This window comes from Chitinophaga niabensis, from assembly GCF_039545795.1.
In the GTDB taxonomy this organism is placed as follows: Bacteria; Bacteroidota; Bacteroidia; order Chitinophagales; family Chitinophagaceae; genus Chitinophaga; species Chitinophaga niabensis_B.
On the sequence record NZ_CP154260.1, the window covers coordinates 4057522 to 4070354 of the forward strand.

9 protein-coding genes are annotated in these 12833 nt (G+C 46.5%); 2 read left to right on the forward strand and 7 right to left on the reverse strand.

Features of this window, described 5'->3' with window-relative positions; all coding sequences use genetic code 11:
• Positions 1-14: 14 nt before the first annotated feature.
• The 5 genes from AAHN97_RS15925 to AAHN97_RS15945 all read right to left on the reverse strand — a co-directional run bounded on the left by AAHN97_RS15925 (position 15) and on the right by AAHN97_RS15945 (position 8757).
• A complete protein-coding gene (locus AAHN97_RS15925; RefSeq protein WP_343303043.1) occupies positions 15-482 on the reverse strand; it encodes a RidA family protein in 468 nt (155 codons plus the stop codon).
• A gap of 13 nt (positions 483-495) precedes the next feature.
• Positions 496-1779, reverse strand: a complete 1284-nt coding sequence (locus AAHN97_RS15930) for a gluconate:H+ symporter (RefSeq protein ID WP_343303044.1) — start codon at positions 1777-1779, stop codon at positions 496-498.
• Between the two features lie 110 nt (positions 1780-1889).
• Entirely contained in the window at positions 1890-4034 is a 2145-nt protein-coding gene (locus tag AAHN97_RS15935) for a glycoside hydrolase family 20 protein (protein ID WP_343303045.1), read from the reverse strand.
• A 2-nt stretch (positions 4035-4036) separates the two neighbouring features.
• Positions 4037-5584, reverse strand: coding sequence for a SusD/RagB family nutrient-binding outer membrane lipoprotein (locus AAHN97_RS15940; RefSeq protein WP_343303046.1), 1548 nt, complete (start codon positions 5582-5584; stop codon positions 4037-4039).
• Between the two features lie 11 nt (positions 5585-5595).
• On the reverse strand, positions 5596-8757 hold the full coding sequence (locus AAHN97_RS15945) for a SusC/RagA family TonB-linked outer membrane protein (protein ID WP_343303047.1): 3162 nt from the start codon (positions 8755-8757) through the stop codon (positions 5596-5598).
• 318 nt (positions 8758-9075) lie between these two features.
• On the opposite strand from AAHN97_RS15945, the gene AAHN97_RS15950 reads away from it, so the two are divergent.
• The gene (locus AAHN97_RS15950) at positions 9076-9864 is read left to right on the forward strand and encodes a DeoR/GlpR family DNA-binding transcription regulator (protein WP_343303048.1); all 789 of its coding nucleotides are present in this window, start codon (positions 9076-9078) and stop codon (positions 9862-9864) included.
• 48 nt (positions 9865-9912) lie between these two features.
• Here AAHN97_RS15950 and AAHN97_RS15955 read toward each other — a convergent pair whose 3' ends face one another.
• On the reverse strand, positions 9913-10263 hold the full coding sequence (locus tag AAHN97_RS15955; RefSeq protein WP_343303049.1) for an MmcQ/YjbR family DNA-binding protein: 351 nt from the start codon (positions 10261-10263) through the stop codon (positions 9913-9915).
• A gap of 86 nt (positions 10264-10349) precedes the next feature.
• Here AAHN97_RS15955 and AAHN97_RS15960 point away from each other — a divergent pair, with 86 nt between their 5' ends.
• A complete protein-coding gene (locus AAHN97_RS15960) occupies positions 10350-11324 on the forward strand; it encodes an MBL fold metallo-hydrolase (RefSeq protein ID WP_343303050.1) in 975 nt (324 codons plus the stop codon).
• Between the two features lie 16 nt (positions 11325-11340).
• Here AAHN97_RS15960 and AAHN97_RS15965 read toward each other — a convergent pair whose 3' ends face one another.
• The gene (locus AAHN97_RS15965) at positions 11341-12792 is read right to left on the reverse strand and encodes a sulfatase (protein WP_343303051.1); all 1452 of its coding nucleotides are present in this window, start codon (positions 12790-12792) and stop codon (positions 11341-11343) included.
• Positions 12793-12833 lie beyond the last annotated feature (41 nt).

Genomic DNA, 12833 nt, shown 5'->3' on the forward strand with positions numbered 1-12833 from the left:
CCGCGACATGGCATTTAGTATAACTCAAACAAGGCTTCAATTTCCACCGGGATATTATCCGGGAGGGAACCAAAACCCACAGCACTTCTTACACCAATACCGTTTTCTTCTCCCCATACTTTTGCGAACAGTTCGCTGCAACCATTGATCACATAAGGATGACGTTCAAAATCAGGGGTGCAGTTCACCATTCCCAGCACTTTGATCACACGTTTCACTTTATCCAATCCCACATGGGTTTTGATGGTGGATAACATGGCGAGTCCAACCTGCTGCGCAGCCAGTTTCCCTTCTTCCATATCCATATCTTCCCCGATACGGCCAATGATCAGTGACTTGTCGCTTTTCACAGGGCCATGGCCTGAAAGATAGAGATACTTACCATCTATCAGGAATGGTTTGTAAACGCCCAGTGGTGCGGGTGCGGGTGGTAATGTTAATCCGGTCTTTTCCAGTTGTTCTTCGGCTTGGGTGTTTTTCATATCTAATTGTATTTTATATAATTGTATCCAGTATTAATACGCCTGCCAATCCTGTTATGCCTACGATCGTTTCCATTACAGACCAGGAGAGCAGTGTGTTCTTCAGGCTCAGGTTGAAGTACTCTTTAAACATCCAGAAACCGGCATCGTTCACATGGGAGAACATAAGACTTCCTGCTCCAACAGATAATACCATCAGGTTAGGATCTGCATGTCCCTGCAATACCAATGGTGCTACCATACCTGCAGCTGTAATTCCTGCAATGGTGGCAGAACCTACGCAGGCTCTTATGATGGCGGCCATCAGCCAACCCAGTATCAGCGGATGAATAGGCCAGGTTTGCATTTCCCTGGCAATCTGTTCACTTACCCCGCTTTGTGCCAGTACTTCTTTCAAAGCCCCCGCGCCTGCAATGATCAGCAATATCATGGCCACATCTTTAACCGCTTCTGTGTAAGTGCTCATCACTGCTTTCACGGGGGTTTGTTGTAGTATACCTAGTGTAAAAGTAGCTATCAGCAGGCAAAACAACATTACTATTGGCGCTTCACCTGCGAAATGTAGAAAATTATTTTTAGGAAGAACAGTTGTGATCATCAGCAGGAATACAGGCAACAGGGCGGTGAGGAAACTGTTCAGCTTTCCGGGTTTACGTTCGTCTTCCTTTACCTGGAACAACTGCAGCGGGCCCGTGGGTATTCCTTTCAGCCATCTGGCAAACACAGGTCCGGCAATGATCACAGCCGGAATCGCTACTGCCAGTCCGTACATCAGTGTAATGCCCATGTTAGCTTTAAACTGACCTGCGAGCACCACCGGTGAAGGATGCGGAGGCAGGAAACCATGGGTAACTGATAATGCGGTCAGGGTTGGCAGGCCTATATATACTGCAGGTAATTTGTACTGGTAGATCACGGAAAAGATCAGCGGCACCATTAATACAAATCCTACGCCGTAGTATAACGGGATACCTATAATAAAACCTGCTATCAGTAATGCCCATTGTACATACTTAGGGCCGAAGGTTTGCATGAGCGTGTTGGCAATCTGTTTGGCTGCACCGCTTTCTGCTACCAGTTTTCCTAACATGGCGCCTAATGTCAGGATCATCATCAGGCTGCCAACTGTATCTCCTATTCCTTTCTGTAACGCTGCCGGGATCTTTTGTATGGGTACGTTTAGCCAGATACCTGATATAATGGCTACAATGAGGAAGGCCAGAAAAGCATTCAGCTTGCCCCATGTGAGCAGGAGTACCAGTAAAGCAATACAGCATGCAACGATTACAAAAGCCATTCTTTTTCTTTTATTCCATGTTCGCCGGCACCGGTATCCGGGGCGGGGAGCGTTTTTTATTTTTATAATAAGCGGCACCGGGTATCCGGAGCAGGAAATGCTGGAAGCATCTATTCCACAATAATCTCATCTATCATTAATAATCCGTTTCCACCGGCACCGTACTCTCCGGTTGGAATGATGCCTTTATTGACGCCTTTTACTTTTATGTAACGGGCTTTAACAGCTCCTGCCTTCAGGCGGATGTTATTGATACCGTTTATTGGAAAGCGGCTTTCTTCCGCTATTGGTTTATAATTCAGCCCATCTTCAGAAGCATAGAACTTCAATGAAACAGGTTCCCACATTCTTTGCCAGTGATAATTGAGAATATTTGCACCCACTTGCTGTACTGTTTGCACAGTGCCAAGGTCAATCACTGCATCCAGGTCACGGCCGCTGAAACCTAACCATTGCTGGTCGTTGTAGCGGTTGCTTCCGAAGATGCCGTTTACGAGTATATTACTATTACCGGTGTAGCGGGTATTGGGAGCTTGTGCCAGTGTAACGGTGGCGCCTACTGCTTTGTGGATATTGAATGCCTGCGTGAATATGCGGTCTTCATTTTTAGCTTTGAGAATACAGGATCTAGTGATAGTGATCGGCGCAGTGTACTTTTTACTTTTAGCATCAGGGATGCTGCCATCCGTTGTGTAGTAGATGGCAGCTTTTCCCTGGAGGGTGATCAGTAATTTTTCTTTGTAAACAACGTTTTCTTTGTAACTGATATCCTCATTGAATTGTATAGACTGTTTCTTCAACCGGCGTACGAAACCGAAATAATCCTTCACATGTTGCGGGCTCCAGGCCACCTCGGCCAAAGCGATGGCCCGTGGCAGCAACATGTATTCTGCCTGTGTGATGGTAGGCAGGTATTCACTCCAGAGCTGGCCCTGTATACCTTTCACATCTTTTAGCGGCTCGTAGGCATATACTTCCGGTAAAGGAGTATATCCTCCGGCCGCTAAAGGTTCTTCTGTATATAAAGACTGATAATGGTCGAAGTACAATTCATCTTCCGGCGTCATAATCACCTGTCTGGCGGCACCACTTTCAGTGCCGCGCCAGCTCATTACAATGGCATCTTCAGCCAGCCCGCCTTCCAGGATTTCATCCCAGCCAATGATCTTACGGCCTTTGCTGCGGACGTGTTTATTAATGCGTTTGATAAAATAGCTTTGCAGGGCATCTGCATCCGGCAGTTTTTCCTGCTGCATGCGTAACCGGCAAAGCGGACAGGCATTCCATCTTGTTTTTGGACATTCATCTCCGCCAATGTGGATCCACGGAGAAGGGAATAACGCGATCACTTCATCCAGTACATCCTCCAGGAAGTTAAATGTACTGTCCTTCCCGGCGCAGAACACATCATCAAAAATGCCCCAGAAAGTGGCTGTTTTATACGGGCCGCCTGTGCAACCCAGAGAGGGATAGGCAGCTAAGGCAGCCAGGGCATGACCCGGCATTTCAATTTCAGGGATCACATTGATCTGGCGGGCCGCTGCATATGCGATCACCTCTTTCACTTCTTCCTGTGTATAATATCCACCATACTTTACCCCGTCAAACCGATGCGGCAATTCCTTCTTATGCCCTATCAATGTTTCATCTCTCCATGCCGCAACGGATTGAAGCTTCGGGTATTTTCTGATCTCTATCCGCCAACCCTGATCATCCGTAAGATGCCAGTGAAAATTATTGTATTTGTATTGTGCCAGGATGTCTATAAAATGTTTCACAAACGAAACCGGGAAAAAGTGCCGGCTTACATCCAGGTGCATGCCTCTGTAGGCAAAGCGGGGATAATCTTTGATGGTGCAGCTTTGGAAGCTGTTGTTGTTTTTTAGTTGTCTTAAAGTTTGAATAGCGTGCAGGATGCCGGCTTCGTCATGCGCGGTGATCCTGATCTCGTTTTGGCTGATAGATAAGCGGTAACCTTCTGCTTCTTTAACAGCATTTGCATCTATGTGCAAATGAATCCCTTTTGCTGTGGAGGTTTGTTGTATTGGTAATTCAAAACCAATGTATTCGTTTAACAGGGTGGCTGTGGTTTTCAGTTCTTCCGGTGCAACAATCACTGTTCCGGGCTGCAACTGAAAAGCACCGGGCTGTAATTGCATCTCCACAGGCGCCGGGATCAGCGCAGGTGCGCTGATCCTTTGGGCCTGTACAGTTGCATAGATTATCAGACATATAGCAAGGCAAATAACTCTCATCCTTATAATTTATCCCACCATATTCTTGTGATCAGGTTATCTGCACCCTGGCGGGTAACCGCATCATCATAATTCTTTTTATTAATACCCTGCTCAGGAACCGGGTAAGGTATCCTTCTTGGAATAGTACCACCGGTAGCATTGCCCACAAAGTTCACCGGAACAAGTACAGGATATCCCGTACGGCGCCAGTTAGCATAAGCTTCCTGCTCATCCAGCAAGGAAGCGATCCAGAATTGTGTATGGATCTGGTTGAGCTGTGCATCTAATGTACCTCCTGTATTCAATGCATTCGCTGTTGTATAAGCAGTGATCCTTGCAGGCGCAATTACACCGGCAGCACCAAATAATGCCCAGTTCTTCAAAGCAGTTTCCACGCCTGCTCTGTAAGTATCCGCAGCATTTCCGGCAGTCCAGCCACGTACGATGGCTTCTGTTAAGAGGAAATTAGTTTCTGCCGCACTGAGTACAATCAATGGGGCAGCGTATTGCAGGATAGTTGCAGGGTTGGGTTCAGAGTAGGTATTGAAGTTGGCAGGTTTGCCATTGGTACCATTAGGTAAACCTTTCTGTGCAGTGGAAGTGGTATCCGGTGTGGCACCATTCCATACTACAGATACAACAGATAACCTTGGATCATTGCGGCTTTGCAGCGCATCGATAAAGGTTTTGCTGAACTTGCCGAATTCTGTATTATTCAAACCGTTTGAGCCGGATACATAATCCTGCCCTACCAGTTCATAAGCTACCGGATTACTATTGTAGATCTGTGGGCCATTGGTATACTTTACTACGGCCTGATCTGCAGCGGTAAGGATGATACCGCCCTGGATGGCTTTCAGTGCCCACTCTTTTGCTTTGTTCTCATCCCTTTTCTGCAGGCGCATTGCTACACGTAACATCAAAGAGTAACCAAACTTCTTCCATTTGGGAATATCTCCTTCAAACAGGAAGTCTGCTTTACCGTATTTAGGCTGTGCAGGATCAAATGCTTTGATGGCCTCATCCAGTTCTCTTAACATACCATCATAGATCTCACTTTGGAGATCGTATTTAGGAAGGAACAATCCTTCTGTGCCACCCAGGTTGGCCTGGCTGTATGGCACATCTCCGTAGAGATCTGTGATACGCTGGATCAGCATCACCTTCCATATCCTGGCAGCAGCTCTTTTGTTCACAAACTCAGGGGCGGTGGCTGCTTTATCCAGCTCCTTCAATGTGGTGAGTACATTGGTATAAGTGTACCGGAAGTAAAACGACTGGTACTGATCATGCACCCCGTACTTATCCCCGGAACCAGCTCCTGCCAGTTCTTTGGCAGTGGCAAAGTGTTGCACGAAATTACCGCAGGTAATGTAGGATGTATAAAAATACGCACGGTCGTATACGTAATTCCCTTTGAGGATGCTCTGGGAAAAGAGGTAATCCACATTGGGTTTGGTGGAGGCATTCGGGTTGGTGTTCAGTTGTTCAAAACCCTTATCACAGGAGGTGAATCCTAATGAAGCGCCCAGCAGCAGGGTGAATGTATATTTAGCAAATCGTTGCATAGTGAATTCATTTAAAATTTAACCATCAGGTTCAGGCCATAACTTCTTGTGCGTGGCACCCCGAACATTTCAAAACCTTGTGCATTGGAGTTATTGAAAGTAGATTCAGGATCGATGTTTGGTGCATCCTTATACAGGATGAACAGGTTCCTTGCCACAAAAGAAACAGATACGGATTGCAGTTTGGCAAAGGAGAATACACTCGCCGGAATGTTATAACCCAGTATCACCTGGCGCAGTTTGATGAAGTCCGATTTATACACAAAACGCTCCGACTGGTTCTTATAGTTATCATAATAAGCCTGCAGCTGTGCACCGGTAAATGTTCTGCTGAAAGGTTTGTTCTCTTCATCCACACCGGTAACTGTTAAACCGCCATCACGGCCAGGCAGTGTGATCCTGTGCAATCCAAAACGGGTAGCATAAAGGTTGGTACCGGAATATACATGGCCGCCAAATTTACTATCGATCAGGAAGCTGAAATTGAAACGTTTATAGCTGAAGGAGTTGTTGATACCACTTGTCCATGGAGATACGCCTGTTCCCAGATCTTCCAGACCTGTAGTGGCTTCAAAACCGTTTGTTTTAGAGTTGAAGATGGGCAGGCCGTTTTCATTCTTCTTTACTTTGTAACCTTTAATGGTACTGAAAGGTTTACCCACTTCCGCAAAGATGAAAGCATAGTTATTCACCGCAGCGTCCATCTGGATGCGGTCCAGGCCGGGTGCAAGTTTTATTACTTCATTCTTATTATAAGCAGCATTGAAATCTACTTCCCAGGTAAAGTTCTTTCCTTTCACCGGTGTACCGCTCAGGCGAAGCTCTACGCCTTTGTTACTCATTTCACCCACATTCAGGAAAGTGAAGTTATAACCGGAGCCGGTAGAAGTACTTACCTGTACGATATCATCTGTTGTTTTCCTGTCGTAGATCGCGAAGTCAGCAGAGAGGCGGCCGTTCAGGAAACGCGCTTCGAAACCAGCTTCCATTGTCCTGGTTTTGAAAGGTTTCAGGTTGGGGTTCGGTGCATTCAGCAGACCGGAAGTGGTACCTACTGTTTGGGTAGGTGCCTGTAAAGGCTGGCCAAAGTGACCACCACCGGGAACAAGACTGTATGTTTGATTCAATGAATAAGCCAATGGAGCGCCGCCACCTACTTCTGCCCAGCTTGTACGCAGTTTTGCGTAGGAGATCCAGGAAGGCAGTTTCACTGCTTCGGATAAAATGAAACTGATACCGGCAGATGGATAGAATACATCATTACTTTTTGGTGAGAGTGTAGAGAACCAGTCGTTACGGCCTGTGGCTGTCAGGAAGATGATGTCCTTATAACCCAGGTCGATGCTACCAAATACAGAGTTCACGGCTCTGCGGGAGAGTGCGTTATTGGTAGTGAGGCTTACTACGTTGGAAGGATCGTAGAAACCCGGCTCTGCGAAATCGGTACCCAGCAAGGTAGTGGATTGCCCTTTACCTTTTTGCTGGTTACCGCCGGCCATTACATCCAGGCTGAAGTCTTTACCAAATTTCCCCTGGTAGTTCAGCGTGAGTTCCGCATTGGTTTCTGTAATACCGGTAGTGGATTGCTGATAGAATCCTTTCGGTGCATAAGCTGTACCGGTAGGTACTACCCCGTTCCAGATGATAGAAGTATAATCATGTGTAAAACGGCCTTTTACGAAAAGGTTGTCCAGGATGTTATACTTAACAGAAGCGCTTCCTATGAAACGGTTGCGGTTATCATTATTGATAAAATTGTTTACCACGAAGTACGGGTTACTGGCAAAACCAGATGGGTTCCACAATGTTTCCGCACCTGTGAGTTTATCATATCCGGGAGCAAGGTTCCTTACGTCTACAGAATTTGCGAGCATGTAAGTTCCCCAGTTAGGGTTACCTGGTGCATCGGAAACGTTGGCACGGCCGATTGCTTTCTCTACGTTGTATTGCGCGAAACCTTCTACGGAAATACGTTTGGAGAGCGTACCCACCAGGGCCAGTGTTCCTATCTTCTTATTTAGTTGCGAATGCGGTACCAGGCCCTGGTTATTCATATCAGATAAAGAGAGGCGGTAGTTGAGGGATTCATTTCCTCCGGATGCCGCAACGGTATTGGTGAACGTTGTACCTGTCCTGTAGAAGTTTTTGATATTATCCTTCTGTGCAACATAGGGGCGGCTTATGCCATCAAACTGCATTACATTGCTGCCATCCAGTCTGGGGCCATAGGAAAGTCTTCCTGAAGCAATAGCATCTGCCTGTGTTACAGGTTTCAGACCACCCTGCCCCTGACCGTATTCATATTGCCAATCGGGAATGATTGCAGGTGTTTCAAAAGTGAAGGTGGAATTGTAATCCAGGCCAATGCCTTTTTGTTTCACCCCTTTCTTTGTGGTGATGAGGATCACACCGTTTGCAGCACGGGAGCCGTACAATGCAGAAGCGGGGCCTCCTTTCAACACAGTGATGGATTCAATATCATCCGGGTTGATCCCTCCGATACCATCTCCCCTGTCCGCATTCAGACCAATGGAGGCATTGCCGCTTTGCGGAGAGTTACCGGTAGAGTTATCGATGGGCATACCATTGATCACGTACAATGGCTGGTTATCACTGAAGGAACCGTTACCGCGGATCACTACGCGGCTGGAACTACCGGGGCCGCCGGCAAGACTGGAAGCATTCACACCCGGAATTTTACCAGTGAGTGCATCTGCTATGTTGATCTCACGGGCCTGGGTGAATTCACTTCCTTTTACTTCTGTTACGGCATAGGTCAATACTTTCCTTTGTTTTTTAATACCAAGGGCTGTTACCACAAATTCATTCAGGGCTTTGGTATTTTCTGCGAGCTGGATGTCTACTGTGGTTTGGCCGGGTTGTACGGTTACCTGTTTTGTTTCGTAACCGATAAAAGTAACTACGAGCTGAATGGCACCCTGCTGTGCGGGTACCTTCAGAGAGAATTTACCATCCACATCTGTTACGGCGCCTACACCTTTCTGGTTAAGAACAGAGATGGTGGCGCCGATAATTTTTTGTCCGTCTGCAGCACTGGATACCGTACCAGAAAGTTGTACGGGAGAAGATTGGGCGATGCTTTTACTGCAAAACAGCACGCTGCAGAGCAACAAGAGCAGTTTTGGGAAAGCAGCCAGTTTACGTGTTTTCATCGCTGTGGTTTGGTTGATAAATATTCAAATAATGCAAAATCCTTGACTAAAAGTAATAATTAGAATCGTTTCTGCAAATTATTTGCATAAAATAATCGCATAAACTGCAAATATTTTCTCAGCCACTTTTCGCAGATTTGAATTAAAGCATTGAATTTTAATAATTTAATATTATGTAGTGTTTACACTAAGCATTAAATTTGCCGCAGAAAAATTATTTAATGCACAAAAAGTGCGAAATTGTGCGGTAAATTCTATTTTTGTCGGATTGACCTTGCAGATTCTGATTATTTTTACTAACATCAACCGTAGATGACTATGGATATGGATATTAACACGCAGGACCAGTTACCCCCGGTTTCGCTGACCAAAAAGGCCAGGAAGAAACTGATCATTAAACAAGTGAACATTCACACGCGTATTACCTACAGCGACCTTGTAACCCTTATCAATGTATCTGAGGATACGATCCGCCGGGATGTTAATGAACTGGCAGAGGATGGAGAAGTGGTGAAGATCAAAGGCGGCGCTATGTCTATCGCCTATCACTACGGGCATGAATCAGAAACTTATGCGCAGAATAATAAAGCGGTGATTGCGGAGAAAACACTGCAATTGCTGCGGGATGATATTATTGTGCTGATCGGCGGAGGGACTACTATCCGGGAATTTATTAAAAAGATACCGGTTACCCTGCGGGCTACTTTTATTACGGTGAATGTACTGTCTGCAGTGGAGTTACTGGATAAACCCATGATCAAGACCATCGTGATCGGGGGGCAGATCTCTGCATACAGCCAGATGTCTGTAAGCGGCGAAGTGTTTGAATATCTTTCTAATATCAAGGCAGACCTTTGTATTATTGGTACGAATGCTATTGATCCGGCTAACGGGTTAACGGATTCTGACTGGGAGACCATACAGGTGAAAAAGGCGATGATCAAAGCGGCAGATAAAGTGGCTATCATGGCTATTTCAGAGAAGCTGAACTCTTCTATGAAAATGAAGATCGCGGACCTGCAGGAGATTGATTACCTGATCACGGAATTGCCGGCAGAGAGTGCAGAGTTACAGCCTTACAGGACGAAGAACCTGACGATATTGTAGTGCGGGCCGGCTCGCTTGTCTTTGCAGGTGAGCCCGCCGGGTATTTCTTTACAAACCTTTCTCCAAACGATACTGCTCCTGTAACTTAGGCGGCGCGGCATTATACCATGCACTGCTGATCGCATTTTCCAGCATTTTCTTTTTTACCTTCTTTAAATTAACGGTAGTCCAGCCCTGGCGCCCCCAGCCTCCTTCTACGGGGTAAAAGCTTTTAGGGTCCTCCTGGCAGAAGGCCGCTTGCTCCTCCGGGGTGAAGTTGAAATTAGCGGATGTTGTTTCCGGCCAGAGGGTGGTGAAAATGCGCCGCTTTGTTCTGAATGCGGGATGATCCCAATGCAGTACTTTCTCCACACCGGGCATAGCAAAGCATAATTCCTCAAATGTTTGCAGATCTACCATAGGCTAAAATTACAAAACCATGGGAAGAAGAAATTGTAAGAATGCGACATTGGTCGTACATTCATTTCCATATTAAACTCAGACCGATGAGCCAGTGGAAATCACCGAATTTTAAGAATGGCACTTTTCGTAATCTTTCTCCCACAGAAGTAATGTCGAAGGATGCTTCTTTTCTAAAAATCCTTTTGCGCTTCTTTAGTAAGCCAAAGTCGGTGAACCCTCCCAAACCTTTGCCTTCGGTTAAAACAGACCTGCTGCACCTGGTGTCAGGGGAGAATCCGGTGATCGTATGGTTCGGGCATTCTTCTTATCTCATTCATCATAACGGACTCAATATACTGGTAGACCCTGTTTTCAGCGGGCATGCCTCTCCTGTTCCTTTTACGGTAAAGGCTTTTCCGGGTACAGATGCATTTAAGGTATCAGACCTTCCTCCTATCGACATCCTGGTCATTACCCATAATCACTATGATCATCTGGATAAGAAAACGCTTTGCCAGCTGAAACCTAAGGCGGTGTATACGGCTTTGGGGGTTGGGAAGGATCTGCCTTTTGCAGCATCCCTGGTTACTGAGATGGATTGGTGGGATACTGCGGATTACGCTGAAGGGATCAGACTTACCGCCGCCCCTGCACGCCATTTCTCCGGGAGAGGTATAAAACGTGGTGGATCCCTTTGGGCCTCTTTCGTACTGGAATTACCAGGTGGGTTTAAACTCTATCTCGGCGGGGATTCCGGTTATGATACCCATTTCAAAACAATCGGGGATAAGTTTGGGCCCTTTGACATTGCCATACTGGAAACAGGGCAATACAATGTTGACTGGCCCATGATCCATATGAGCCCTGAAGAAGCAGTGCAGGCCGCACAGGAACTGAAAGCCAAAGTACTGCTGCCGGTACACTGGGGGAAATTCGCATTGGCACTACACCCCTGGAATGAACCGGTGATCCGCACAACAGCAGGTGCATTGGGAAAAGTGAAAGTAACTACGCCACGTATAGGGGAACCTGTTATACTGAATGTTAGTTATCCCGCTGATCCGTGGTGGGAGTTTTAGATGCTGGATTGCGTGTTCAGTTTTCCACTTGCTCCCGGCCTCCTGGAGTATTATACACGCCGGTGTTTCCTCTTTGTAATATTATTTGCAGCTCCTTTACCAGCTCCGGCTGCTCTGCTGCAATGTTCTTATTCTCCCAGGGATCGGTTGTGTGATCGTATAGTTCTATGTCCGGCTTCGCATTCCGATAGTACTGTGTTAAGCGGTAGCGGTCTGTTCTCACCGTGAGACCCTGTTTGAAATAACTGTAAGCCGTTTTACGCGTAGCTTTAATGAGACTCTCCCCATCTCCCTTATAAGGCATTTTCACGCCGCACAATTCCATAATGGTGGGATAAATATCCACGGAACTGACCACCTGCTCAGGGCTGAAACCTTTTTGCGGCCGGGGTGTTTTTATGATGAATGCACTCCGTAAAGACCAATCGAAAATAGTATGTTTGCCCCATACACGGTCATCCCCCAGGTGCCATCCATGATCTCCCCAAACTATAATGATCGTATTCTTATCCAATCCCTTCTCCCTTAAAGCTGTTAATACTTTCCCGATCTGCGCATCCACATAGCTAATACTGGCATAATATCCATGCCGCAGTTTACGCGCGTAAGCATCAGATACGGGCTTTTGCAGTGAAGCCTTTTCATCTCCCGATTTATATTGATTGAATTCCGCACTTTCATGCAGGCTGGCTTTATGTATGTTGACCGGCATATCCGGGGATGGCGTAAGTGCGATGTCAATTTCATTATACAGGTCCCAGTATTTCTGAGGTGCCGTGAAAGGCAAATGCGGTTTGAAGAAACCAACGCCTAAAAAGAACGGCTGCTTTTTGCCGGCCAGCTTTTCTATTTGCTGTACGGCCAGTTCTGCTGTTAATCCATCCGGGTAACCGCCATCTCCAACACCTGCGGCTTCATAAGGAGGTACATTGGCTTTCTTCGTATTCCTGTCTGTTCCATCCGCATAAGCAAAGAAAGCATTCCAGCCTGTTTTCCATTTACCGGGATTGAATAACATTTCATTCCAGCTGTTCGGTAATTCCAGCTGGTTACTTCTTTCCTTATTATATGGATATACATAACCATCTGCTGAATGACTGATCTTCCCTACCCCTACTGTGTAATAACCATTCCGTTTCAGCTGTTCTATGAAGGTTTCCGGCATCTCCGTTCTCACCATACTTTCAGCTGCTTCATTTGTGAGGTCTGACCGCTTATGTGGCAGTTTCCCTGTAAGGATGCTCATGCGGGATGCGCCACAGGTGGGAACGGTCACAAATTGATTTTTGAAAACAACTCCCTTGCGGGCCAGGCTGTCCAGGTGAGGCGATTTCACTGTTGTATTGCCATAGCAGCCCAGGTCCGGGCGGAGATCATCTACAAAGATGAACAGTACATTGGGCTTAGCCTGTTGGGCTTTCAGGCCTGTACAGCAGCACAGGGCTATTAACAGGAAGTGGAATTTCATAACAGTAAGGTATAAAAATAATTCCGGGAGAGAAATACCCA

What these genes read in the sequence shown, in the direction of transcription:
- AAHN97_RS15925 (WP_343303043.1), bottom strand. Translation starts at nt 482, where the DNA reads ATGAAAAACACCCAAGCCGAAGAACAACTGGAAAAGACCGGATTAACA.
- AAHN97_RS15930 (WP_343303044.1), bottom strand. Translation starts at nt 1,779, where the DNA reads ATGGCTTTTGTAATCGTTGCATGCTGTATTGCTTTACTGGTACTCCTG.
- AAHN97_RS15935 (WP_343303045.1), bottom strand. Translation starts at nt 4,034, where the DNA reads ATGAGAGTTATTTGCCTTGCTATATGTCTGATAATCTATGCAACTGTA.
- AAHN97_RS15940 (WP_343303046.1), bottom strand. Translation starts at nt 5,584, where the DNA reads ATGCAACGATTTGCTAAATATACATTCACCCTGCTGCTGGGCGCTTCA.
- AAHN97_RS15945 (WP_343303047.1), bottom strand. Translation starts at nt 8,757, where the DNA reads ATGAAAACACGTAAACTGGCTGCTTTCCCAAAACTGCTCTTGTTGCTC.
- AAHN97_RS15950 (WP_343303048.1), top strand. Translation starts at nt 9,076, where the DNA reads ATGGATATGGATATTAACACGCAGGACCAGTTACCCCCGGTTTCGCTG.
- AAHN97_RS15955 (WP_343303049.1), bottom strand. Translation starts at nt 10,263, where the DNA reads ATGGTAGATCTGCAAACATTTGAGGAATTATGCTTTGCTATGCCCGGT.
- AAHN97_RS15960 (WP_343303050.1), top strand. Translation starts at nt 10,350, where the DNA reads ATGAGCCAGTGGAAATCACCGAATTTTAAGAATGGCACTTTTCGTAAT.
- AAHN97_RS15965 (WP_343303051.1), bottom strand. Translation starts at nt 12,792, where the DNA reads ATGAAATTCCACTTCCTGTTAATAGCCCTGTGCTGCTGTACAGGCCTG.